This is a genomic window from Pseudomonas baltica (genome assembly GCF_014235765.1).
Lineage (GTDB): Bacteria > Pseudomonadota > Gammaproteobacteria > Pseudomonadales > Pseudomonadaceae > Aquipseudomonas > Aquipseudomonas baltica.
Window position 1 is genome coordinate 195,638 of record NZ_JACMYH010000001.1, and the last position, 21,692, is coordinate 217,329.

The window sequence follows — 21,692 nt, forward strand, 5'->3', positions numbered from 1 at the left end:
TGCTCAGGGCACCCAGCGCTTGTATTCGCCTCTGCGAGAGGCTAGAAGTAAAGGTAGGCGACCCATTGCTTGCATCGCCAGTTTTTACCTTGCTGACCTACTTACGACAACCAATTTCTGGCGCCGTTTGCCCACATGCAGAAAACCAGTGCAACGCTGCTGATCATCGATGACGACGATGTGGTGCGCGCAAGCCTTGCGGCCTACCTCGAAGACAGCAGCTTCAGCGTGCTGCAGGCGAACAATGGCCTGCAGGGCCTCCAGGTCTTCGAGCAAAAACAGCCCGATCTCGTCATCTGCGACCTGCGCATGCCGCAGGTGGGCGGCCTTGAATTGATTCGCCAGGTGACCGAGCGTTCTCCCGATACTCCAGTGATCGTGCTGTCCGGTGCCGGAGTGATGAACGACGCAGTCGAAGCATTGCGCCTGGGTGCCGCCGATTACCTGATAAAGCCTCTTGAAGATCTGGCCGTGCTTGAGCACTCGGTTCGCCGGGCCCTGGATCGCTCGCGGCTGCTGCTGGAGAATCGTCGCTACCGCGAGAAGCTGGAAACGGCCAATCGTGAACTGGAAGCCAGCCTGCATCTGCTGCAGGAAGACCAGACTGCCGGCCGGCAAGTGCAGATGAACATGCTGCCTCAGAGTCCCTGGAGCACCGACGGATTCAGTTTCGAACACCAGATCATCCCGTCGCTGTACCTGTCGGGCGACTTCGTCGACTATTTTCGGGTCGACGAGCACCGCTTGGCGTTCTATCTGGCCGACGTATCCGGTCATGGCGCTTCATCGGCATTCGTCACGGTGCTGTTGAAATTCATGACCACCCGCCTCATGTTCGAATCAAGGCGCGGTGGTGCGATGCCCGAATTCAAACCGTCCGACGTGCTGGGCCATATCAACCGGGGTTTGATCAACACGCGTTTGGGCAAGCATGTCACCATGGTCGGCGGGGTGATCGACGAGCACACCGGGCTGTTGACCTACAGCATCGGCGGGCATTTGCCGCTTCCGGTGCTGTACACCCCCGAGCAAACGCAGTACCTGCAGGGACGCGGCCTGCCGGTGGGTCTGTTCAACGAAGCCACGTATACCGATCACGTCATGGCGTTGCCGGAGCAGTTCAGCCTTACCCTGCTTTCCGATGGGATACTGGACTTGCTGCCAGGCGAAACGCTTAAGGAAAAAGAAGCTGCATTGCCTGAGATCGTCAGTGCAGCGGGCGGCAGCCTGGATGGCTTGCGGCAAAAGTTTGGACTGGCCACACTCGGGGAGATGCCGGATGATATCGCCCTGATGGTGCTGAGCAGGAACCTTGCATGAGTACTGGTAGAATCCAGTTTGCTGAACAAAGCGGCACGTTCGTGTTGAAATTCGTGGGTGAGGTGCGCCTGACGCTCTGCTCGGCGCTGGATGCGACGATCGAGCGGATCTTCACCGCCCTCGATTTTTCAGCCATCGTGATCGATTTGACCGAAACCCGCAGCATCGACAGCACCACCTTGGGCTTGCTGGCCAAGTTGTCGATCATGTCTCGTCAAAAAGTCGGATTGCTGCCAACGGTGGTGACGACTCACGAGGACATCACGCGCCTGCTGCAGTCCATGGGTTTCGATCAGGTGTTCAACATCGTCGGTCGCCCGATTCCTTGCCCCGACTGCCTGACGGACCTGCCTTCGCAGGATCTGTCCGAGGATGTGGTTAGGGCCAAGGTGCTGGAAGCGCACAAGATTCTCATGGGCCTGAACGAGTCCAACCGCGAAGCCTTCCACGATCTGGTGAACGCGCTGGAACGCAGCTGAGTACCTTCGGGTGACTCGCTCGGCTATAAAAAAAGGCGACCTTGCGGTCGCCTTTTTTTGTGTGCGGCAGACTGGAATCAGGAAACCTTGGCAGTCAGCAGGGTTTCGAGTTTTTCCTGATCGCGAGCGAATTGACGAATGCCTTCAGCCAGCTTTTCAGTGGCCATCGCGTCTTCGTTCGACGCCCAGCGGAACTGCGCTTCGGTCAAAATCTGCTTGGGTTCGCCGGCATTGCCTGGCTTGAGCTTCTGCTCCAGCGTGCCTTCATCTTCAGCCAGCTTGTGCAGCAGTTCCGGGCTGATGGTCAGGCGATCACAACCGGCCAACTGCTCGATCTGGTTGATGTTGCGGAAGCTGGCGCCCATGACCACGGTCTTGTAGTCGTTGGCTTTGTAGTAGTTGTAGATGCGCGTCACCGACTGCACGCCTGGATCGTCGGAACCGGTGTATTCCTGGCCGGTGGATTTCTTGTACCAGTCGTAGATGCGACCCACGAACGGCGAGATCAGGAACACACCAGCGTCGGCGCACGCCTGTGCCTGTGCGAAGGAGAACAGCAAGGTCAGGTTGCACTGAATGCCTGCCTTTTCCAGCTTCTCGGCGGCGCGGATACCTTCCCAGGTGGAGGCCAGCTTGATCAGCACACGCTCGCGACCGACACCGGCCTTTTCGTACAGGTCGATGATCTGGCTGGCCTTGGCCAGCAGGGCCTGCTCGTCGAAAGAGAGGCGCGCGTCGACTTCGGTGGAGATGCGGCCGGGGATGGCCTTGAGGATCCCGGTACCCACGGCGACCGCGAAAGTGTCCGACGCCAGACCGACATCACCGTTGCTGTCGCTGATGGTCTTGCGCAGCATGTCCTTGTAGGCTTCCAGCGAGGCAGCCTTGAGCAGCAGCGACGGGTTGGTGGTGGCGTCGACCGGCTTGAGCTTGGAGATGGCGTCGAAGTCGCCGGTGTCGGCCACCACGGTGGTCATTTGCTTGAGTTGTTCCAGCTTGGAAGTCATGAGCGTGCTCTGTCCTGTGCGAATGAATGACGTTACCCGAGCGCTGCGTCCGGCTCAAGGGCCAAGGGCGTGCAGCAGGGGGAGGGCGGCGGAAAGACCTACGTTCGAGTGTCGCGCCGCGCGACGGTTCAATGGATCGAGTATGCGCTCCTATCGGGTCAATGATGCGTCGTTGGGCGATCAGCGCCCTTCGAGCAATGCCCCGGCCTGATCGAGCAGCGCCAGTGGGTCATCGGCCTTGTGGATGTCCACCGACAGCAGCTGGCGGAACTTGCGCGCGCCGGGAAAGCCCGTACCCAAACCGAGCATGTGCCGCGTAACGTGGTGCATGGCACCGCCTGACGCGATATGCGCGGCGATGTACGGCCGCATCTGCCGCAGCGCGTCGAAACGGCTGATCACCGGCGTGTCGCTGCCGAACAACTGTTGGTCGACCTGCGCCAACAGGTATGGGTTGTGATAGGCCTCGCGTCCCAGCATCACACCATCGAAGGTCTGCAGATGCTCGGCGCAGGCTTCCAGCGTCTTGATGCCGCCGTTGAGTATCACTTCCAGGTCCGGAAAATCCGCCTTCAAGCGCTCGGCAATGTCATAGCGCAGCGGGGGGATGTCGCGGTTTTCCTTGGGCGACAGGCCCTCAAGGATGGCGATCCGTGCGTGCACGGTAAAACTGCGGCAGCCAGCTTCGCGCACCTGCCCGACGAAATCGCACAGCGCCTCATAGCTGTCGCGCCCATTGATGCCAATGCGGTGCTTGACCGTGACCGGAATCGACACCGCATCGCGCATGGCCTTGACGCAGTCGGCCACGAGCGCAGGGTGCGCCATAAGGCAGGCGCCGATCATGTTGTTCTGCACGCGATCGCTGGGACAGCCCACGTTCAGATTGACCTCGTCGTAACCGTGCGCCTGCGCCATGCGCGCGCACGCGGCCAGATCGGCCGGCGTGCTTCCACCCAACTGCAGCGCGATGGGGTGCTCGGCATAGTCGTAGCGCAGAAAGCGCTCGTGATCGCCATTGAGCAAAGCGCCGGTGGTGACCATTTCGGTGTAGAGCAGGGTGTGCCGCGAGAGCAGGCGCAGGAAGTAGCGACAGTGGCGGTCGGTCCAATCCATCATGGGTGCCACGCTAAAGCGGCGGGAGGTCTCCAGGCTAGGCGTGGCGGGCGTTTCAGCTACATTCTGTACCATTTTACTCTGCGCGTTTTGTACCAGTTTTCGGGCGTTTTCGGACGTTTTCGTGGGGTGAGTGGTAAGTTTTACCACTGTGAGAATGACCTTAACCACTTTCGCCGGGGCCACTATTCGAGGACGAAAAAGGGCTGGCGAGGTGTTTGCTATGCAGGTCGGCTCAGTACGAAACGTGACGGGAGACAAGTCTACCAAGACACTCGGTCGTTCGTGCGAAAACAGGTCGCTTATCAAGCGCTGCAGGATGACCTTGAGGATCTGCGTTCTGAACGCCTGGCCATCGAACGTCTGTCTGGCATAGACACTGACTTGACCTTGAGCCTGGAAGAAATGAACGCCCGGTTCAGATAGGCATGTGTGCCGTACACCTGTGTTCTTCGTTTCCAGTGCGTGACAGATACAAAGCCCAATCTACCAGGCGAACCTGATACTAACCAAAGAGGCTGGTCGACGTGTCAATGACCAGCCCTTACCAGCGATAGTTGACCGAACCGATCAGCGCTCGCTCGTCGCCGTAGCGGCACGAGACGTTGCAGAACAGGTACTTCTCGTTGGCGACGTTTTGCGCCTTCATGGCCACGGTCCAGTTCTTGTCGACTTCATAGGTGACTTTCGCGTCGAACAGGGTGTAGGCGGAGACCTTCTCGTTGGCGTCCGAGCTGGACGTACGGCTGGTGCCCATGTAGCGGGCGCCGCCGCCGACCACGACCTGAGGCAGGCCCAACGCAATCAAGCGGTAGTCGGCCCACAGGTTGGCCATGTGATACGGCACGCCGTCGATGCGCGTACCTACGCGGGTCGACACCGCATCGTCGGTGATCTTCGCGTCGGTGTAGGTGTATGACGCAGTGGCGCTCAGGTTCGCGGTGATCTCCGCTTTGGCCTCAAGCTCCACACCGCGTGAGCGGGTTTCACCGAACTGCACGGTGTTGCCGGTCAGGTCGGTGCTCAGTGAGTTTTTCTGCTTGAGGTCGTAGACCGCAGCGCTCAGCAGCGATGTGGTACCGGGCGGGGTGTAACGTACGCCGATCTCGTACTGCTCGCCCTCGGTCGGATCGAACGAGGTGTTGGCGTTGGCGTTGAAGACGTTGGCCGGCAGGAACGACTGGCTCCAGCTGACATAAGGCGCCAGCCCGTTGTCCGCCTGGTAGACCAGGCCGATACGACCGGTGGCTTTCTTGTCATCGCGCGGCGTGCGAGCGCCAGTGGCGAAGCTGTAGGTTCGGCTTTCGGCCCAATCCTGACGACCGCCCAGCAGTAGAATCCACTTGTCGTCGAACTTGATCTGGTCTTGCAGGTAGACGCCGGTCTGAGCGCTGTGCAGGTCCGAGCCGGTGTTGGCAGTTGTGACGTTGGTCGCAGCGCCGTACACCGGATTGGCCGGGCTGAACATGGAGTTGGCGCCAGCGAAGCGATGAGAGTCGTAGGTCTTGTGGTAGTAGTCCACGCCCGCCAGCAGGGTGTGCTGCCAGCGGCCGCTGTCGAGGGTCCATTGCATGTTGTTGTCGCTGGTCCAGCCTTCTGAGCGCTCGCGGCGGATGCTAGCTCGGCGCGCTAGCTGGCCTCGGCTGCGCAGGGCGCCGCTGCCGGTATCAGCGATCTGCATGTAGTCCCAGCTCAGGTCCGCCTCGAAGTGGCGTAGCGAATGGCGGATTTTCAAGTCGGGTGTGAAATCGTGTTCGAACAGGTAGCCCAGACTGGTCGAGTAGTTGTTGTAGTGATCGAAGCCGCGCTCGCCGGTGAACAGGTCGCGGTCGACCTTGGGGTAGCGAGTGCTGGACGAGGTGGTCAGGTCGAAATCCAGCGGTGGTGCAAAGCCGGTACGGGTTTCCTGGTAGTTGGCCAGGACCGTCAGCGAGGTGCTCTCGTTCGGGCGCCAGGTGAAGGCGGGTGCGATGTAGCGGCGGTCGTCGTCGGTATCGGTGGTCTGGGTGCCACTGTCGCGCCAAAGGCCGGTCAGGCGATAGGAGAACTGTCCGGCGTCGTCGATCGGGCCGCCCAGGTCGAAGCTGTACTGTTTGCGCGCATGGCTGCCGTATTCGACATTGACTTCATGCAGGGGCGTGTCGGTCGGGCGCTTGGTGATGGTGTTGAGCAGACCGCCTGGCGACAGTTGGCCGTACAACACAGAAGAAGCACCCTTGACCACTTCCACGCGCTCCAGGCCGTAGGGCTCGATGCCTCCGTCATACACGCTGCCTTGCAGTTTCATCCCGTCGCGCAGGATGCCGCCGGTGCCTGAGCCGACGTTGAAGCCACGGATCACGAAGTCGTCGGCTACACGGCTGAACCCGCCTGGCTGCGCGATCACGCCTGGCGTGTAGCTCAAGGCCTCGGCCAAGGTGTCGGTCTTGCGGTTGTCCATCTCGTCGCGGGTGATGACCGAAATCGACTGAGGAATATCCTTGATCGCCGAGTCGGTCTTGCTTGCGCTGGTGCTGCGAGTCGCCACAGGTCCACGGATCTGGCCATTCGGGTTTTCCAGGGCCTGGGCATCGATGGTGGTTTCCTGCAGCTCCAGGGTGGCGTTGGATATGGCAGCGCTGGCGCTGTCGGCGGCGTAGGCCGTGCTCAGTGGCGGGCCACTGAGTAGCATCGCCAGTGTCAGCGGGTGATAGGCAAAGATTTTTTTTGCCGGCATGGGGACTCCTGTTCGTTAAACGTTGTTTGCCTGAAGGACGAAATCAGGCCGCGCCTCCGTCTCGACGATCAGCACAAGCAGAACTGTAACAAATAGGAATGGTTATTATTCATATTTTGTTGCGAATATCTGTTGGAAAGCTACACCCCTTAGATGCTCGACCCGAGGGCAGGGCGCCTCGCATTGCCCTCTTTCACTGTCACTATAAGCGCTAGTGGCGATCATGACCGTCAAGTCCGCCACGCAAGAGGGGCCTGACGATCACTGTCTAAGCTTATGTTTATTCAGTATTAATTGGATTGAAAACGGTCGATTACACTCAGCGACCGCAAGCCAGACGCAGGCGCTTTCCGATGTTCGCTTTATCTATTTCAACACGTCTGGAGGTCAACCGATGACCTTCGACTACGCGTTCGCGTTGTCCACGCTTCCCGCTTTTGCGCGCGCCGTGGGGGTCACTTTGCAAGTCGGCTTGATCGCAATCCTGAGCTCACTTGCCGTCGCGGTGCTCAACGCGGCCATCGCCACGTTTCGGGTCCCGGTGCTGCATCGGCTCGTGCCGCTGTACGTCGAGCTTGCGCGGAATACACCGCTGCTGATTCAGCTGTTCTTCATCTACTTCGCCTTACCCGCTCTGGGCGTGCGGATTTCCGGTTTCGCGGCGGCGGTCATTGCCATGACGTTCATGGGCGGTGCGTACCTGACCGAAATACTGCGCGCGGGCATCGAAGCGGTGCCCAAGTCGCAGATCGAGTCTGGCCTGTCCATCGGTCTGTCGCGCTGGCAGCTGTTGCGCCAGGTAGTGCTGCCCCAGGCAGGCATTCTCAGCTTGCCTGCGCTGTTCGCCAACTTCGTGTTCCTGCTCAAGGAGACCACGGTGGTGTCGGCCGTTGCCGTGCCGGAAATTCTCTACACCACCAAGAGTTACATCGCTCTGTATTACAAGACCTACGAGATGCTGGCAGTGATGACCGGGTTGTGCGTGCTGTTGTTCTTGCCGCTGTCGTTGCTGCTGGGCCTGCTGGAAAGGAGGCTCCAACATGGCCAGTTCGGGTCTTGAGCTGCTCTGGGTATCGGCACCTCAACTGCTGACCGGGGCCGGTCGCACCTTGGGTATTTCCGCGCTTGCGATCGTGTTCAGCAGTGTCGGCGGCCTGTTCTATGGCGTGCTGCGCAGCATGGGCAAGCGCTGGCTGGACGTGCCGCTGAGGGTCTACCTGGAGCTGTTTCGCGCCATTCCGGTACTGGTCTGGTTGTACCTGTTCTTCTTTGGCCTGCCGATCTTCTTCGGCGTCAGCCTGCCTGCGTTCTGGTGCGCGGTGCTGGTGTTGTCGCTGTGGGGCGCCAGCGAGATTGGCGAAGTCGTGCGTGGCGCGCTGCGCTCCATACCCCGCGGGCAGCGCGAGGCAGGACTGGCCATCGGCCTGGGCCTGGGCCAGTTGTACGGTCGGGTATTACTGCCCCAGGCGCTCAAGCGCCTCACGCCGCCGGTCATCAACGTCTGCACCCGTTTGCTCAAAACCAGTTCGCTGGCGGTGCTGATCGGCGTTGTCGACATCACCAAGGTGGGCCAGCAGATCATCGAGCGCACCTACGAGTCAGTGCTGATCTACGGCTTCCTGTTTGTCTTCTTTTTTATCGTCTGCTATCCGCTGTCGGCCGCTTCCCGCGTGCTTGAACGGCGCTGGAATCACGCATGAGCGCATTGATCGAACTCGCAAGCTTCAGCAAGAAATTCGCCGATACACCGGTGCTGACTGACATCGATCTGCGGGTGACCGAAGGCGAGGTGGTGGTGATCCTGGGCCCCAGCGGCTGCGGCAAGAGCACTTTGCTGCGCTGCCTGAACGGCCTGGAACTGGGCCACAGCGGTACCTTCACTTTCGATGGGCAGTTGCTGCCTGCCAATGCCGACTGGCGCCGCGTGCGTCAGCAGATCGGCATGGTGTTTCAGAGCTATCACCTGTTTCCTCACATGACCGTGCTGCAGAACGTGCTGCTGGGGCCGCTGCAAGTGCAGAAGCGCGATGCCCAGGAAGCGCGGCAGCAGGCCGAGGCGCTGCTGGCTCGGGTTGGCCTGGCCGAACGCGCCAACGCCTACCCCCGCGAGCTGTCGGGCGGCCAGCAGCAACGGATCGCCATTGTGCGGGCACTGTGCATGAACCCCAAGGTCATGCTGTTCGACGAAGTCACCGCTGCGCTGGATCCGGAAATGGTCAAGGAAGTCCTCGAGGTGATCCTCGACCTGGCGCAGGGCGGCATGACCATGCTCATCGTTACCCACGAAATGGCCTTCGCCCGCGCGGTGGCCGACCGCATTCTGTTCATGGACCGCGGCCGTATCGCGGAACAGAACGATCCCGAAACCTTCTTCAGCGCCCCGCAGACCGCACGCGCGCAGCAGTTCCTGGAAAGGTTTTCCTACGTAGAAAACATGCCGAAAAGGAAAGCATCGTGAACTTCAAAACTGCCCTGGTTCTACCCGTACTCGCTCTTGGATTGCTGGCCGGTTGCGATAAACCGGCCGAACCCAAGGCCGCCACCCCAGCCGCGACGGCGAAACCTGCCACCAGCTACCTGGAAACCATCAAGGCCCGCGACAAGCTGATCGTCGGGGTGTTCAGCGACAAACCGCCCTTTGGTTTCGTCAATGAGCAGGGCGAATACGTCGGGTTCGACACCGACCTGGGCAAGCGCTTCGCCAAGGACCTGCTGGGTGACGAGAAGAAAATCGAGTTCGTCAGCGTCGAGCCGGCCAGCCGCATCCCGTTTCTGCAGAGCGACAAGGTCGACCTGATCCTGGCCAACATGACCGTGACACCCGAGCGTAGCCAGGCGGTGGACTTCACCAACCCGAACCTGCGTGTCGCCGTGCAGGCGTTGGTGGCGGACGGCAGCAGCGTACAGAAGCTCGATGACCTGGCCGACAAGACCACCATCGTCACCACCGGCACCACGGCCGATCTGTGGTTGACCAAGAATCACCCTGACTGGAAGCTGCTCAAGTTCGAAAAGAACTCCGAATCACTGCAAGCCCTGGCCAGCGGCCGCGGCGACGCCTATGCCCAGGACAACCTCGTGCTGTTCAACTGGGCCAAACAGAACCCCGGTTACCGCGTACTCGCCCAGAAGCTGGGCGATGAGGCGCCTATCGCACCGGCGGTGAAGAAAGGCAACACCGAGCTGCGCGATTGGGTGAACGACGAATTGGCCAAGCTGGGTGAAGAGAAAGCCCTGCTCAAGCTTTATGACCAGTACGTGCGCAAGGACTTGCCAGCGGACACCGACCCTAATCTGGTCATCGTGGAGGGAGGTCGCTGGAAGCCGTGAAGGCGGCCGATCTTGCGGATCAGTTCTGCCCAAGCTTGAGATGGAAATTCTTCATGAAATTCCACGAATAGGAGGGCGGCGGAGAATAGCAGCCAGGTTGATTGGCGGGCGTGGCGTCACAGCGCACCGTGTAGCCCTTGCTGCCGATCTCGCGACCGCCTTCGCCGGTGCCTTGGTCGCTGTAGGAGGCACAGCCGCTCAGTACGCTCAGGATCAATAGTGCAGACAGTGTTTTCATTCCAGACTCCTTCCGTAGAGCGCGCAGCTTAGCCTCGATCCGTTTTCAAAAGCTATCCACCTGCGAACATGCCTCCACCGCCGCGCGCCTGATGTGATCAGGCGCGCGGTAGCTTTCAGGTATCGTTGCGCGCTGCCATCAGCTGCCGCATTTCCTCGCCGCGCAGCGGCGGGCTGAGCAGGTAGCCCTGGACGAACGGGCAGCCCAATGCCTGCAGCCGGTCCAACTGGTCCTGGGTTTCCACGCCTTCGGCGACGATGTCGACATCCAGGGCGCTGCCCAGCGACAGGATGCTGGTGACGATGGCGATGGTGCGTCGGTGGGTCATCATGCGCGTGACGAACGAGCGGTCGATCTTGATCGAGTCGATCGGGTAGCGGTCGATGTAGCCCAGCGAGCTGTAGCCGGTACCGAAGTCATCCAGCGCAATGTGCACGCCCAGCTCGCGCAGGTCGGCGAGGGCGATCGCCACGGTTTCCGGTTCGTTGAGGAAGACCGATTCAGTGATTTCGATCTGCAGGTTGTGGGCGCTGAAGGAGGTGTCCTTCAGTATTTCCGCGACCTTTGCCACGAACCCGACATGGTTGAGCTCGGCACCCGAGACGTTGACGTTGAGCTTCAGTGTGCAAGCCGCGTTGGCGTTCCAGCGCTTGAGCTCGGCACAGGCGGTCTGCATGACCCAGCGGCCCATTTCATGAATGATGCCGATGTCTTCCGCCACTGCGATGAACACGTCGGGCGGCACGTTGCCGAGCACGGGGTGCTGCCAGCGGACCAGTGCCTCGACGCCTTCGATGCGGCGTGAGCGGGCGGCGAAGATGGGCTGGTAGACCAGGTAGAACTCTTCCCGCGCAAGTGCATGCTTCAGCGCGTTGCGCATCAGCAACAAGTCGACCGCCGCTTGGCGCATGGACAGGTCGAACAGCGTCCATTTGCCTTGGCCTCGTTTCTTTGCCGCGTACATGGCGACGTCGGCATCGCGGACCAGATCTTCGGCGCTGGTGTGGGCGGCGTCGAGTGTGACGATGCCGACGCTGCAGGAGGTGAAGATCGCCTGGCCCTCGACGTCGACGGCGACTCCAAGCGCCTGGATGACCCGTTGCGCGGTCTCTATCGCAGCGTGCTTGGAGTCATTGCCGGTGTGGAGGATAGCGAACTCGTCGCCACCGATGCGCGCCAGCACGGCGTTGCCGTTGAGGCATGACTCCAGCCGCTGCGCCACGATCTGCAGCAGGATGTCGCCGGCACGGTGGCCCATGCCGTCGTTGATGTATTTGAAGCGATCCAGGTCCATGTACAGCACTGCCGCTTCGCGCTCGGCATGGTCAAGGTTGAACACTTCCTGAATCTTGGCCATGAAGTAGGCGCGGTTCTTCAGCCGGGTCAGGTCGTCATGGAAGGCGGCATAGGTCAGCTCTTCCTGGATTCGTTCACGCTCCACCAGGCGCGAGCGCAGCGCTACCTGTTCCTCGCGGTCGATCTGCGCCTGCTTGAGGCTTTCTTCGGCTTCCTTGCGCTCGGTGATGTCACGCTGCACGGACACCCAATGGGTGAACCAGCCTTTTTCGTTGGCCACCGGCACGATGCTCAGCTGCACCCAGAAGCGGGTACCGTCACGGCGCGTGTTGATCAGTTCGACTTCGATCGGCTGCCACGTGGACAGGGCGCTGCGGATCTGATCCAGGGTGCCGCGATCGGTTTCCTCGCACTGCAGGATACGCGGCGTCTTGCCGACGATATCTTTCAGGCTGAACCCGGTGGTGGCCAGGAAGGCCGGGTTGCAGTAGACGATCCGCGGGCCGGGCTGGTCGATCGGCTCGGCCTCGGTGATCAGGATCGCATCCTTGGCATGGACGACCACCGACTCGAGCAGGCGCAGACGCTCGATCACTCCGGCAGGACCGGTACTGGCGGCCACCGGCAGGGACGGCGCCGAGTGATAGAGAGCAACGGAGTGAGTCTTGAGTGCGTAGATCTGGGCGGCGCTGAGCAACTTGAACGGTGGCGTCAGCGCCAGCAGAACGATACCGACGAGCGCGTCGCTGTGGTCTTTGACGGCGATGCACACGCGGTAGGTGTCCGCCAGCGAACCAAGGAAATCCGGGATCGAGTGGATGAAAGGCGAGCCGTCGCCGATGTCGACCACGTCGCCGTAGGACATCAGCATGCGCAGCCAGGACTCGGTGGCGGCATCGACCGGCACTTCGCGCGTTGTGCCGCAGGCGGCAGTCACGTGCCAGGCGCCGGGTGCGCCTTCGATGAGCAGGGCGCCGCAACAGTGGGTGATGGCCGCTGCCGCCTGAACCAGACCTTGAAGAGCGGTGTGCTTTGAATCTTTTTCAGGGACAGCTGCGAGCATGTGAAGGACCCAGACAAGGACGAGAAACGGCGACCTCCTGTCACTCGATGTCATTTTGACATCATTGTGATAGTGATACCACGCCTTCCGGTCGGACTGCCTCAGCGTCGTTAAAGTGCATCTGTGCGTTCAAATATCGGCGCAAGAGAGCGGGGTGGCGATCAACGGTCGTCTACCCGGTTCAAGCGGTAGCGCAGGCGCGATTCGAACGCGCTCAGAAGTACTTCAGCCAGCCGATGTCGCGCCGACGCTGCTTGAGGTGCGCAAACCAACGAGTGGGAAAGTACAAGGCAATGGCCAGCACCGCAGTCCACAGCCAGATTCCGCCCAAGCTGTCGAAACCGTAGTACTTGCCCTGGTTCAAACCCCAGATCTGCACGGCGAGCAGGTACATCGCCTTGAGCACCAGCAGGTGCAGCACGTAGAAAAACATCGGTGCGCCACCGTAGCGCGACAGCACCTCGAGCACTTTCCGCCCTTCGAGGCGCTGGAACAACGCAAGCAGCAGCAAGCCTGCGCCCATGGTCGGCATCAGGTACAGCAGCGACGGCGGGTATTTGGTCAGCGACATGAAGCTCATGAAGGTACGCACGTTGTCGTCCAGCACGCTCCAGGGTTTTTCGCCGTAGCCATTGAGATAGCGAATGGCGATGAAGCCCAGGATCAGGCCAATCCCCCAATTGAGTAGCAGGCGCTGGCGTCGTGCCGGGTCGGCGCCGCGGGCGAACCAAGGGCCGGTGCAATAGCCCAGGGCGATCAGGCCGATCCACGGAAGGATGGGGTAGGTGGTGCGGGCGCGAGTGTATTCGGTGATTTCCAGAAAAGCGCGCTGGTGCAGGATCGACCAGATCTCGAAGAATGGTGAGTCGGCGGTCAGGACGATGCCGTCCAGCAGATTGTGCCCGGCGACGATGACTGCGCCCACGATCGCCAGGGCGGTGAGCGGCATGTGAATGAGTGCCGCCAGTGCGATCATGCTCAGGCCGATGGCCCAGATCACTTGCAGCCACAGGGTGGTCGGAACCAGTGTCGCGTTCCAGGCAAAGTTGACCAGGGTGAGTTCGAGGAAAACCAGGAACAGGCCGCGTTTCAACAGGAAAATCGACACTTCCCGAGGGCTGTGAGACTGCCCGTACAGCCAGGCGGAAAGGCCGGTGAGAAAGACGAACACAGGCGCGCAGACCATGCTGCTGATACGGGTGAAGAACAACTCGGGCGGGGTATTCAGCGGATCCATGGGGTCGCTGACTTGCACGTGGAGGAAGAAGGTTTCCCGGACATGGTCGACGAGCATGAAAAGCATGACCAGTCCACGCAATGCGTCGATCGCGAGCATGCGGGTGCGTGACACCGCCTGGGTCGAGGCAGCGGAAAGCGAGCCGGGGAAGGGTGGTGAAGCGGCGGCGTCGGCCATGGGCATGCATCCAAAAATAAATCGGGATGCTAATGTTACGATATAACGTGAGGATTGGAAATCGTTATGGCGAGGGGCGTCTAACCGCCTCAAATGCAAGTAAGGCGCAGTGGTGCGTCAGATAGACCGTGTAAAGCTTCGCGGGCAGAGCCCGCTCCCACAGGGGATCAGCTCATGTGTGGGAGCGGGCTCTGCCCGCGAAAGTGGTGGCGCAGGGTATCAGGCAGATACCAATCAGGCGCTTTCTTCCTGTTGCAGGCGCTTGATCAGCGCCTGTGCGGCGGCTTCGGAAGACGCAGGGTTCTGGCCAGTGATCAGGTGACCGTCTTCGACCACATAGCTGCCCCAGTCCGGCCCTTTGGAGTACTCGCCGCCATTGGCCTTGAGCATGTCTTCGACCAGGAACGGCACTACATCCGTCAGCCCGACCGCCTCTTCTTCGGAGTTGGTGAAGCCGGTGACCTTCTTGCCCTTGACGATGGAATCGCCGTCCGGCGACTTGACGTTCTTGAACACCCCAGGCGCATGGCACACAGCCGCAACAGGTTTGTTGGCGGCGTAGAAGGCTTCGATGATGGTCTTCGAATCGGTGTCTTCGGCCAGGTCCCACAGTGGTCCGTGGCCGCCTGGGTAGAACACGGCATCGAAGTCGTACGGGTCGGCCTCGCCGAGGGGAAAGGTATCCGCGAGGACTTTTTGAGCCTGCGTATCCTGAGCGAAGCGGCGGGTAGCGTCGGTCTGCGCATCCGGCTCGTCGCTCTTGGGGTCCAGCGGTGGCTGGCCACCCTTGGGCGAGACCAGGGTCACTTCGGCGCCTGCATCGATGAAGGCATAGTAGGGTGCGGCGAATTCTTCCAGCCAGAAGCCGGTTTTCTTGCCGGTATCGCCCAGTTGATCGTGGGACGTCAAAACCATCAAGATCTTCATGCAAACTTCTCCAGCAGGTATAGGGACGCAACGCATCGCATTGCCCGGTTCTGTTTTCAGAAAGCACTTGGCCGCAGACGTTCAAGACAATCCGCGTCTGGTACGCTTTGGGTCGGATGGAACGCTGGCGCATCACCCCAGTCATTTCCTTCAGGACCGACCCTTTGCGGCCTTCCAGAACGGGCTCGCGCCCACCATCGAGAGGATTTGGCCAATGGCAACTGCAACCGTGCGATACCTGTTCAACGGCGCCCCGCGCAACTGGACCCCGCCGGACGAGGTCGAACAGAGTCTTCACAGTATCGTGATGCATCTGTTGCAATTGCATTTCGGCGACGGCGAAAACAGCCTGGTGATGCCCACTGCAGAGGACACCGACGAGCAGGTTCTCGAGCAGGCGGCGCGGATGGGGCTGACCGACATCGAAGTGACGAAGGCGCCGTGCGCTAGGCCCTCACGGCCCGGTACAGCGCGCGGATCAGATCGGACTGGGTGATGATGCCGACCAGATGGCGTTCGCTGTCGATGATGGGGATATGTCGGTGGCCATTTTCCGAGAACACCGGCACCAACTCGGTCAGCAGGCGGTCCGCGCTGGCTACGCGCACTGAACGCGTCATGATCTGCCCGACGATGCTCGTCGTCGGCTGATTCCGGCGGGGTCGCAGAAGGGCGCGCAGGTGCCAGGCCACACCGTCATGGGCATCCAGATCCAGTTGCTGCATGAAATCGGCCACTGTGACAATGCCCAGCAGATGACGCTGTCGGTCGATAACCGGCAGTGCCTTGATCTTGTGTTTGCGCATCAGCGCCCAGGCATCGCGCAGCGGCATTTCCTGGCGAGCGGTGATCGGTTCGCGGCTCATGACTTCGGCGCAGCGCAGCTCACCCATGTTGCGCTGGTACGCTGATGCCTCGGCGTGCTCGAGCAGTGCCTGCAGATCGTTGCGATCGACGTCCAGCACTTGGTTGTAATGCACCAGTGCGGCGTCGAGGTCGGCATGGCTGAAACGGCTGGGGCCGGACGGCGTGCTGGTGGCGGGTACATGGGGCCATGGCCGACGTGTCAGGTTGTTGTAGATCAGCCCGGCGGCGACCAGCAGCAGCGAATCGATCAGCACCGGATTCACCGCGTAGGTGAACTGCTCGCAGCCCATCACCACCATGAGCAGCGCTGCCGCGCCGCCGGGTGGATGCAGGCAGCGGGCCGCGAGCATCAGTGCGATCGCCAGGCCAACTGCAAGGGCCGCAGCGAACGTGGGATCGGGGATCCACTTGACGCAAGCAATGCCCACCAGCGCGCTCAGGGTGTTGCCGCCCGCCACCGACCAAGGCTGTGCCAGCGGGCTTGCGGGAAGGGCAAACACCAGCACCGCGCTGGCGCCGATGGGCGCCACGATGGCCAGTCCCAGTGCGCCATGTTCGGCAGCCCAGTGTCCTTGCAGGCCCAACGCCGCTAAGGTGCAGACCACCAGCACGCCCAGTGCCGCGCCAATGCAGGCGCGCCATTTTTCTCGAGCGTTGATCGGTTGGCGGCTGGGCCAGAGTGCGCGCAGTCGAGTCACTGTCAATGCGGGGCGCGGCGGATGGTCTTCATCAAGTCCTGCGGGCTGATCTGACCGACCACATGGACCCCGCTACCCGGCAACGGCAGGTCGAGGATATGCCCCTTCATCTTGCCGATCACATGCATCTCGCACGGTTTGCAGTCGAACTTGAGCGTCAACACTTCATCGCCGTGAATCAGCTGCATGGGCGCGACCTTGGTTTTCACGCCTGTCACCCCCTTGGCCTGCTTGGGGCACAGGTTGAACGAGAAACGCAGGCAGTGTTTGGTGATCATCACCGGCACTTCGCCCAGTTCTTCATGGGCCTCGTACGCGGCATCGATCAGCTCGACCCCGTGCCGAAGGTAGAAGTCGCGGGCCTTCTGGTTGTACACGTTGGCCAGGAACGACAGGTGCGATTCCGGATAAACCGGCGGCGGCGTCGTTTCGGCCTTGCGGCTGCCACGAGGATGGGCCTGGACACGCGCGGCCGTCAGCGCCTCGATGGCCTCGCGGCGCAACGCCTTGAGCTGCGAGTTGGGAATGAAGAACGCCTGCGGCGCATCCAGTTCGATGGCCGTCGCATGGTACTGGGTGGTGCCCAGTTGACCCAGCAGGTCATGCAGCTGCTCCAGGGCCTGCTCGGGTTTGTTGGCCGGGCCGAACGGGCCTTCCAGCGCAACGTCCACGCGCACACCTTCCTCGCTGGTAGCGGTCAGTTGCAGGCGCTGCTCGGTCAGCTGAGCGAGCCAGGCCAGGCCTATGCGTCGCTCGGCGGACGTCTTCTGCAGTGCCTGCTGCCAGTTGTGGTCCAGGTTACGGTTGAGCGGGTGGTTGGGCCGTAGCTGAAACAGACCTGCAGGCATCTCATTGGGCTCGACGCGATAGCGGTAGCGCTTGTGGCCGTCCTCTTCGAACTCGCCCTTGAGCTCGGCGATGTTGGCGCGAAAGCCCACGACTTCGCGCTTGACCAGCACGTTCAGACCATCGCCGTTGGACAGTGGCTGCTCGCTGACCACCAGCATGTCGCGCTTGCCGACTTTCTCCACCAGCCCCACCGGCAGGCCGGTGAAGGTCGGCGAGTCGAACGCGCCGATGTCGATCTTGCGCTCGCTGACGAAATAATCGGTGCTGCCGCGGTGAAAAGTCTTGTCCGGGTCTGGTACGAAAAAGTGCGCAGTGCGGCCGCTGGAGGCGCGGGCCAGGTCCGGGCGGTCTTCCAATACGTCGTCCAGGCGCTGGCGGTAGTAGGCAGTGATGTTCTTCACATAGCCCATGTCCTTGTAGCGGCCCTCGATCTTGAACGAACGCACGCCGGCTTCGACCAGCGCACGAATGTTGGCGCTCTGGTTGTTGTCTTTCATCGACAGCAGGTGTTTTTCATAAGCCACCACGCGACCCTGGTCATCCTTGAGGGTGTAGGGCAGGCGGCAGGCCTGGGAGCAGTCGCCACGGTTGGCGCTGCGTCCGGTGTGGGCATGGGAGATGTTGCATTGACCGGAGAAAGCCACGCACAGGGCGCCGTGAATGAAGAACTCGATGGCCGCGTCGGTTTCCGCGGCAATCGCGCGGATCTCGCTCAGGTCCAGTTCGCGCGCCAGCACCAGTTGGGAGAACCCGGCTTGGTCGAGAAACTTGGCCCGAGCCAGGGTGCGGATGTCGGTCTGGGTGCTGGCGTGCAGTTCGATCGGTGGAATGTCCAGTTCCATGACGCCCAGGTCCTGCACGATCAAGGCGTCCACCCCGGCGTCGTACAGCTGGTGGATCAGCTTGCGCGCTGGCTCCAGTTCGTTGTCGTGCAGGATGGTGTTGAGCGTGGTGAACACTCGCGCGTGATAGCGGCGAGCGAAGGTCACCAACTCGGCGATGTCGCTCAGCTCGTTGCTGGCGTTGTGACGCGCGCCGAAGCTGGGGCCGCCTATGTAGATGGCATCGGCGCCGTGCAGGATGGCTTCGCGGGCGATGGCGACGTCGCGTGCGGGGCTGAGCAGTTCGAGGTGGTGCTTGGGCAGGGACATGTTTTTCTGGTCTGAGTCATCACGGTCAAGGCCGCCATTGTAGCGGCGAATGAGCGGGACGGCACGGTCCGCGCGTCGCGGCGCCGTTCGCGGGCGCTGGCTGGGGTCGACTGGCATGCAGGCGGATCGAACCTGTCGGCCGTGGCCAGCGTCTACCTAACCTTACCTGCATGACGCCGATGGGGGACCCAGCCGATGAGCAAGCACGCTACCGCCCATGAACTGGGTATCGACATCAACGAGCAACACGGCCTGTTCAAATGGTTGTTGGCCAGCTTTCTGATGGGCAAGCGGATCCAGGCGGACATTGCCGTGGAGGCCTATCGGGTGCTGGTCGACAAACATAACCGCGACACGCCCCGCAAGCTGAGCAATTGCACGCACCGCGAATTGGTGGCCATGCTGGGCGAGGCGCATTACGTGCGCTATGACGAAAGTACCGCAACGCGCTTGAGCGCCTTGGCGAAAAAACTGCAAGCCGAGTATGACGGTACGATCGGTGGGATGCGCGCGGCAAGCACGGATCGCCGTGACTTCGAACGCAAGCTGGAAGCGTTCGAGGGTGTCGGGCCCAAAACCGTCGAGATTTTCATGCGCGAGGCGGGCGGGGTGCTGTTTTGAACAGTCACTCCATACGGGTAGGCTGCGCCGGCTGGAGCCTGTCACGCGAACATGCCGAGCGCTTCGCGGCTGACGGTACCCATCTGCAGCGCTACGCGTCGAAGTTGAACTGTGTCGAGATCAACAGTTCGTTCTACCGTCCGCATCGGCCGCAGACCTATGCGCGATGGGCGGCTTCGGTGCCCGATGATTTCAGTTTCTCGGTCAAGGTACCCAAACAGATCACTCATGTTCAGCGGCTTGAAGAGTGCGCTGTGGCCTTGGACGAATTCCAGGCGCAGTGCGGACAGCTTGGCGACAAGCTCGGTTGCCTGCTGGTGCAGTTGCCGCCTTCGCTGGTGTTCGACGCTCAGGTTGCCGAGGACTTTTTCAGTTGCCTGCGCGAGCGATTTGTCGGGCCGGTGGTGGTCGAGCCTCGTCACCCTTCCTGGGTCGAGGCCGAGCCGCTGCTGCAGGCACAGCGCATTGCGCAGGCGGCTGTCGATCCTTCGCGCATCGCCACCGACCCCACCCCCGGTGGCTGGCGCGGCTTCCGATATTGGCGGCTGCATGGCTCGCCGCGCATCTACCACGACGCGTACGACGCCGAATATCTCTCACGCTTGCGCGTGATTCTGGCTGAGGCCGCCGCAGACGCCGAGGTCTGGTGTGTGTTCGACAACACCGCCTCGGGCGCCGCGCTCGCCAATGCATTGGATATACGGTATCCGCCCCGGCGGTGCTGTGGTGTGCCTGGGTGAATGGGTTGAAGCCGGACGCGGCTTGCGCCGCTGCTACAGGGGGTGCGTTGGGTGCGGATACGGCTGCTGTGCGTGTAGCAGCGGCGCGAGCCGCGTCGGCGGTACCTGCGGTGTGTCTGGGTGAATGGGTTGAAGCCGGACGCGGCTTGCGCCGCTGCTACAGGGGGTGCGTCGGGTGCGGATGCGGCTGCTGTGCGTGTAGCAGCAGCGCGAGCCGCGTCGGCGGTGCCTGCGGTGTGTCTGGGTGAACGCGTCGAGGCCGGACGCGGCTCGCGCCGCTGCTACAGGGGGTGCGTCGGGTGCGGATGCGGCTGCTGTGCGTGTAGCAGCGGCGCGAGCCGCGTCGGCGGTACCTGCGGTGTGTCTGGGTGAATGGGTTGAAGCCGGACGCGGCTCGCGCCGCTGCTACAGGGGGTGCGTCGGGTGCGGATGCGGCTGCTGTGCGTGTAGCTGCTGTGCGAGCCGCGTCGGCTGTGCCTGCGGTGTGTCTGGGTGAACGCGTCGAGGCCGGACGCGGCTTGCGCCGCTGCTACAAGGGGCGGTTTTGCAGGCTGCGTTCGATGCGGGCGAGGCCTTCGGTCAGCAGTGAGCGCGGGCAGCCGAAATTGAGCCGCACGAACTGTTCCAGGCCTTCGCCGAAATCCGTGCCGGCGCTCAACCCCACGCGCGCCTGTTGAAGGAAAAAGCGGTGAGGATTGTCCAGGCCCAAGGCCGAGCAGTCCAGCCAAGCCAGGTAGGTACTTTGCGGCGCATGGACGACGATGCCCGGCAGGCGCGCGCGAATCGTTTCCAGCAGATAGTCGCGGTTACCCTGCAGGTAGATTTTCAACTGCTGCAGCCACTCGCCTGGCTGCGCATACGCGGCGTGGGTAGCCTCCATGCCCAGCGGGTTGACGCTGTCGACCATGCCCACCCGCGCAGCATCGAAGCGCGCGCGCAACTCAGCATTCTGAATCACTGCGAAGGCCGTCTTCAACCCAGCCACGTTGTAGGTCTTGCTGGCTGACATGAGGGTGATGGTGCGCTCGGCGACCTCAGGCGACAGCGAGGCAATCGGGACATGACGGCGGCCGTCGAACTGCAGGTCGGCATGGATCTCGTCGCTGATGATCAACACATTCTGCGCTACGCAGGTGTCGGCGATGGCCTGGAGTTCGTCGCGCGAATAAGTCTTGCCCAGCGGATTGTGTGGATTGCTGAGAATGAACGCTGCGCTGTCGCCCAGCGACTGTTGCAGGCGGTGTGGGTCGCACGACCATTCACCTTGCGCATCGGCGGTCAGCGGGACTTCGATGCTGCGCATCTTCCAGTGCCCGGCCGCTTCGCGCAGCGGCGGGTAGTTTGGCGTATGCACCACCACACCGGCGCCTTCGGCCACCAGACCATGCAGGGCCATGTTGACCCCCGGCACCACGCCCGGCAGGACCACGATGTCCTGCGTCTGCACCTGCCAGTCATAGTGATCGCGCAGGTAATCGACCAGCACCTGACGCAGCGCTTCGGACGGCATGCTGTAACCCAGGACAGGGTGCGCCAGCCGCGCCTGCAGTCGTTCGATGACTGCCGGTGGCGCAGCAAAATCCATGTCGGCCACCCACATGGGCAGTACGTCTTCCGGGTAGCGGCTCCATTTGGTGCTGCTGGTGCCGGTGCGGTCGAACAGCGTGTCCAGGTCTGTGCTCATCATGTGCTCGGGGCTGCAATACGTGAAAATTGAAGGGCTTGTAGCGGCATACTACTCAGCGCAAAGGTGACAGGCTACCGATGGCGGACGATATGGCACATTCGTACGTAAAAAGATATTCAGGGTTTTTTTCAAACTTTTTCACTTGCGCCTGGGTCATTGCAGTAAGCGGGTGC

The 21,692-nt window shown here is 61.6% G+C and carries 19 protein-coding genes; 9 read left to right on the top strand and 10 right to left on the bottom strand.

From position 1 onward, the window contains the following. Positions 1 to 135 precede the first annotated feature (135 nt). The gene (gene rssB, locus H7993_RS01055; protein ID WP_185793139.1) at positions 136 to 1,320 is read left to right on the top strand and encodes a two-component system response regulator RssB; all 1,185 of its coding nucleotides are present in this window, start codon (positions 136 to 138) and stop codon (positions 1,318 to 1,320) included. After that, positions 1,317 to 1,799 (top strand): anti-sigma factor antagonist RssC, encoded by a 483-nt coding sequence (gene rssC, locus H7993_RS01060; RefSeq protein ID WP_122477478.1) that lies wholly within the window; start codon positions 1,317 to 1,319, stop codon positions 1,797 to 1,799. Before rssB ends, rssC begins: the two co-directional genes overlap by 4 nt. A gap of 77 nt (positions 1,800 to 1,876) precedes the next feature. On the opposite strand, the gene tal is transcribed toward rssC, so the two are convergent. From tal to H7993_RS01075, 3 genes are all read right to left on the bottom strand, one after another. Next, positions 1,877 to 2,806 (bottom strand): transaldolase, encoded by a 930-nt coding sequence (tal, locus tag H7993_RS01065; protein ID WP_122477480.1) that lies wholly within the window; start codon positions 2,804 to 2,806, stop codon positions 1,877 to 1,879. A 180-nt stretch (positions 2,807 to 2,986) separates the two neighbouring features. Continuing rightward, a complete protein-coding gene (gene dusA / locus H7993_RS01070) occupies positions 2,987 to 3,997 on the bottom strand; it encodes a tRNA dihydrouridine(20/20a) synthase DusA (RefSeq protein ID WP_185793140.1) in 1,011 nt (336 codons plus the stop codon). A 469-nt stretch (positions 3,998 to 4,466) separates the two neighbouring features. Beyond that, complete coding sequence (locus H7993_RS01075; RefSeq protein WP_185793141.1) at positions 4,467 to 6,638, bottom strand: TonB-dependent siderophore receptor; 2,172 nt, start codon at positions 6,636 to 6,638, stop codon at positions 4,467 to 4,469. A gap of 394 nt (positions 6,639 to 7,032) precedes the next feature. On the opposite strand from H7993_RS01075, the gene H7993_RS01080 reads away from it, so the two are divergent. The 4 genes from H7993_RS01080 to H7993_RS01095 are packed head-to-tail and all read left to right on the top strand — an operon-like array spanning position 7,033 to position 9,968. After that, positions 7,033 to 7,698: an amino acid ABC transporter permease gene (locus H7993_RS01080; protein ID WP_185793142.1), complete on the top strand. Its 666-nt coding sequence runs from the start codon at positions 7,033 to 7,035 to the stop codon at positions 7,696 to 7,698. Further along, complete coding sequence (locus H7993_RS01085) at positions 7,679 to 8,338, top strand: amino acid ABC transporter permease (RefSeq protein ID WP_185793143.1); 660 nt, start codon at positions 7,679 to 7,681, stop codon at positions 8,336 to 8,338. Before H7993_RS01080 ends, H7993_RS01085 begins: the two co-directional genes overlap by 20 nt. Beyond that, a complete protein-coding gene (locus H7993_RS01090) occupies positions 8,335 to 9,096 on the top strand; it encodes an amino acid ABC transporter ATP-binding protein (RefSeq protein ID WP_122477586.1) in 762 nt (253 codons plus the stop codon). Before H7993_RS01085 ends, H7993_RS01090 begins: the two co-directional genes overlap by 4 nt. Continuing rightward, complete coding sequence (locus H7993_RS01095) at positions 9,093 to 9,968, top strand: transporter substrate-binding domain-containing protein (protein ID WP_122477588.1); 876 nt, start codon at positions 9,093 to 9,095, stop codon at positions 9,966 to 9,968. The genes H7993_RS01090 and H7993_RS01095 overlap by 4 nt, the downstream gene beginning before the upstream one ends. A gap of 19 nt (positions 9,969 to 9,987) precedes the next feature. Here H7993_RS01095 and H7993_RS01100 read toward each other — a convergent pair whose 3' ends face one another. The 4 genes from H7993_RS01100 to H7993_RS01115 all read right to left on the bottom strand — a co-directional run bounded on the left by H7993_RS01100 (position 9,988) and on the right by H7993_RS01115 (position 14,906). Then, positions 9,988 to 10,206, bottom strand: coding sequence for a hypothetical protein (locus H7993_RS01100; protein WP_185793144.1), 219 nt, complete (start codon positions 10,204 to 10,206; stop codon positions 9,988 to 9,990). Positions 10,207 to 10,321: 115 nt separating this feature from the next. After that, positions 10,322 to 12,565: a putative bifunctional diguanylate cyclase/phosphodiesterase gene (locus H7993_RS01105; protein WP_185793145.1), complete on the bottom strand. Its 2,244-nt coding sequence runs from the start codon at positions 12,563 to 12,565 to the stop codon at positions 10,322 to 10,324. Positions 12,566 to 12,779: 214 nt separating this feature from the next. Continuing rightward, positions 12,780 to 13,985, bottom strand: coding sequence for an acetyltransferase domain-containing protein (locus H7993_RS01110; protein WP_425311953.1), 1,206 nt, complete (start codon positions 13,983 to 13,985; stop codon positions 12,780 to 12,782). Positions 13,986 to 14,213: 228 nt separating this feature from the next. Then, positions 14,214 to 14,906 (bottom strand): type 1 glutamine amidotransferase domain-containing protein, encoded by a 693-nt coding sequence (locus tag H7993_RS01115; RefSeq protein ID WP_185793147.1) that lies wholly within the window; start codon positions 14,904 to 14,906, stop codon positions 14,214 to 14,216. Positions 14,907 to 15,120: 214 nt separating this feature from the next. On the opposite strand from H7993_RS01115, the gene H7993_RS01120 reads away from it, so the two are divergent. Then, positions 15,121 to 15,402, top strand: a complete 282-nt coding sequence (locus tag H7993_RS01120; protein WP_244646807.1) for a hypothetical protein — start codon at positions 15,121 to 15,123, stop codon at positions 15,400 to 15,402. On the opposite strand, the gene H7993_RS01125 is transcribed toward H7993_RS01120, so the two are convergent. Beyond that, positions 15,353 to 16,471 (bottom strand): HPP family protein, encoded by a 1,119-nt coding sequence (locus H7993_RS01125; protein ID WP_342345025.1) that lies wholly within the window; start codon positions 16,469 to 16,471, stop codon positions 15,353 to 15,355. The two genes, H7993_RS01120 and H7993_RS01125, sit on opposite strands and share 50 nt — an antisense overlap. Positions 16,472 to 16,473: 2 nt before the next feature. Continuing rightward, positions 16,474 to 18,471, bottom strand: coding sequence for a peptidase U32 family protein (locus tag H7993_RS01130; protein ID WP_185793149.1), 1,998 nt, complete (start codon positions 18,469 to 18,471; stop codon positions 16,474 to 16,476). A gap of 195 nt (positions 18,472 to 18,666) precedes the next feature. On the opposite strand from H7993_RS01130, the gene H7993_RS01135 reads away from it, so the two are divergent. Further along, positions 18,667 to 19,092: an HhH-GDP family DNA glycosylase gene (locus H7993_RS01135; protein WP_185793150.1), complete on the top strand. Its 426-nt coding sequence runs from the start codon at positions 18,667 to 18,669 to the stop codon at positions 19,090 to 19,092. Positions 19,093 to 19,103: 11 nt separating this feature from the next. Next, a complete protein-coding gene (locus tag H7993_RS01140) occupies positions 19,104 to 19,832 on the top strand; it encodes a DUF72 domain-containing protein (protein ID WP_425311986.1) in 729 nt (242 codons plus the stop codon). Positions 19,833 to 20,361: 529 nt separating this feature from the next. Here H7993_RS01140 and H7993_RS01145 read toward each other — a convergent pair. Then, entirely contained in the window at positions 20,362 to 21,516 is a 1,155-nt protein-coding gene (locus tag H7993_RS01145; protein WP_185793152.1) for a MalY/PatB family protein, read from the bottom strand. Positions 21,517 to 21,692: the final 176 nt, after the last annotated feature.

Excerpts from the sequence above, each read along its gene's own strand:
- tal (WP_122477480.1), bottom strand. The coding sequence starts at position 2,806 with ATGACTTCCAAGCTGGAACAACTCAAGCAAATGACCACCGTGGTGGCC.
- rssB (WP_185793139.1), top strand. The coding sequence starts at position 136 with ATGCAGAAAACCAGTGCAACGCTGCTGATCATCGATGACGACGATGTG.
- H7993_RS01130 (WP_185793149.1), bottom strand. The coding sequence starts at position 18,471 with ATGTCCCTGCCCAAGCACCACCTCGAACTGCTCAGCCCCGCACGCGAC.
- H7993_RS01100 (WP_185793144.1), bottom strand. The coding sequence starts at position 10,206 with ATGAAAACACTGTCTGCACTATTGATCCTGAGCGTACTGAGCGGCTGT.
- H7993_RS01090 (WP_122477586.1), top strand. The coding sequence starts at position 8,335 with ATGAGCGCATTGATCGAACTCGCAAGCTTCAGCAAGAAATTCGCCGAT.
- H7993_RS01145 (WP_185793152.1), bottom strand. The coding sequence starts at position 21,516 with ATGAGCACAGACCTGGACACGCTGTTCGACCGCACCGGCACCAGCAGC.
- H7993_RS01085 (WP_185793143.1), top strand. The coding sequence starts at position 7,679 with ATGGCCAGTTCGGGTCTTGAGCTGCTCTGGGTATCGGCACCTCAACTG.
- H7993_RS01135 (WP_185793150.1), top strand. The coding sequence starts at position 18,667 with ATGAGCAAGCACGCTACCGCCCATGAACTGGGTATCGACATCAACGAG.
- H7993_RS01075 (WP_185793141.1), bottom strand. The coding sequence starts at position 6,638 with ATGCCGGCAAAAAAAATCTTTGCCTATCACCCGCTGACACTGGCGATG.
- H7993_RS01110 (WP_425311953.1), bottom strand. The coding sequence starts at position 13,985 with ATGCCCATGGCCGACGCCGCCGCTTCACCACCCTTCCCCGGCTCGCTT.
- H7993_RS01120 (WP_244646807.1), top strand. The coding sequence starts at position 15,121 with ATGGCAACTGCAACCGTGCGATACCTGTTCAACGGCGCCCCGCGCAAC.
- rssC (WP_122477478.1), top strand. The coding sequence starts at position 1,317 with ATGAGTACTGGTAGAATCCAGTTTGCTGAACAAAGCGGCACGTTCGTG.
- H7993_RS01080 (WP_185793142.1), top strand. The coding sequence starts at position 7,033 with ATGACCTTCGACTACGCGTTCGCGTTGTCCACGCTTCCCGCTTTTGCG.
- dusA (WP_185793140.1), bottom strand. The coding sequence starts at position 3,997 with ATGGTACAGAATGTAGCTGAAACGCCCGCCACGCCTAGCCTGGAGACC.
- H7993_RS01115 (WP_185793147.1), bottom strand. The coding sequence starts at position 14,906 with ATGAAGATCTTGATGGTTTTGACGTCCCACGATCAACTGGGCGATACC.
- H7993_RS01105 (WP_185793145.1), bottom strand. The coding sequence starts at position 12,565 with ATGCTCGCAGCTGTCCCTGAAAAAGATTCAAAGCACACCGCTCTTCAA.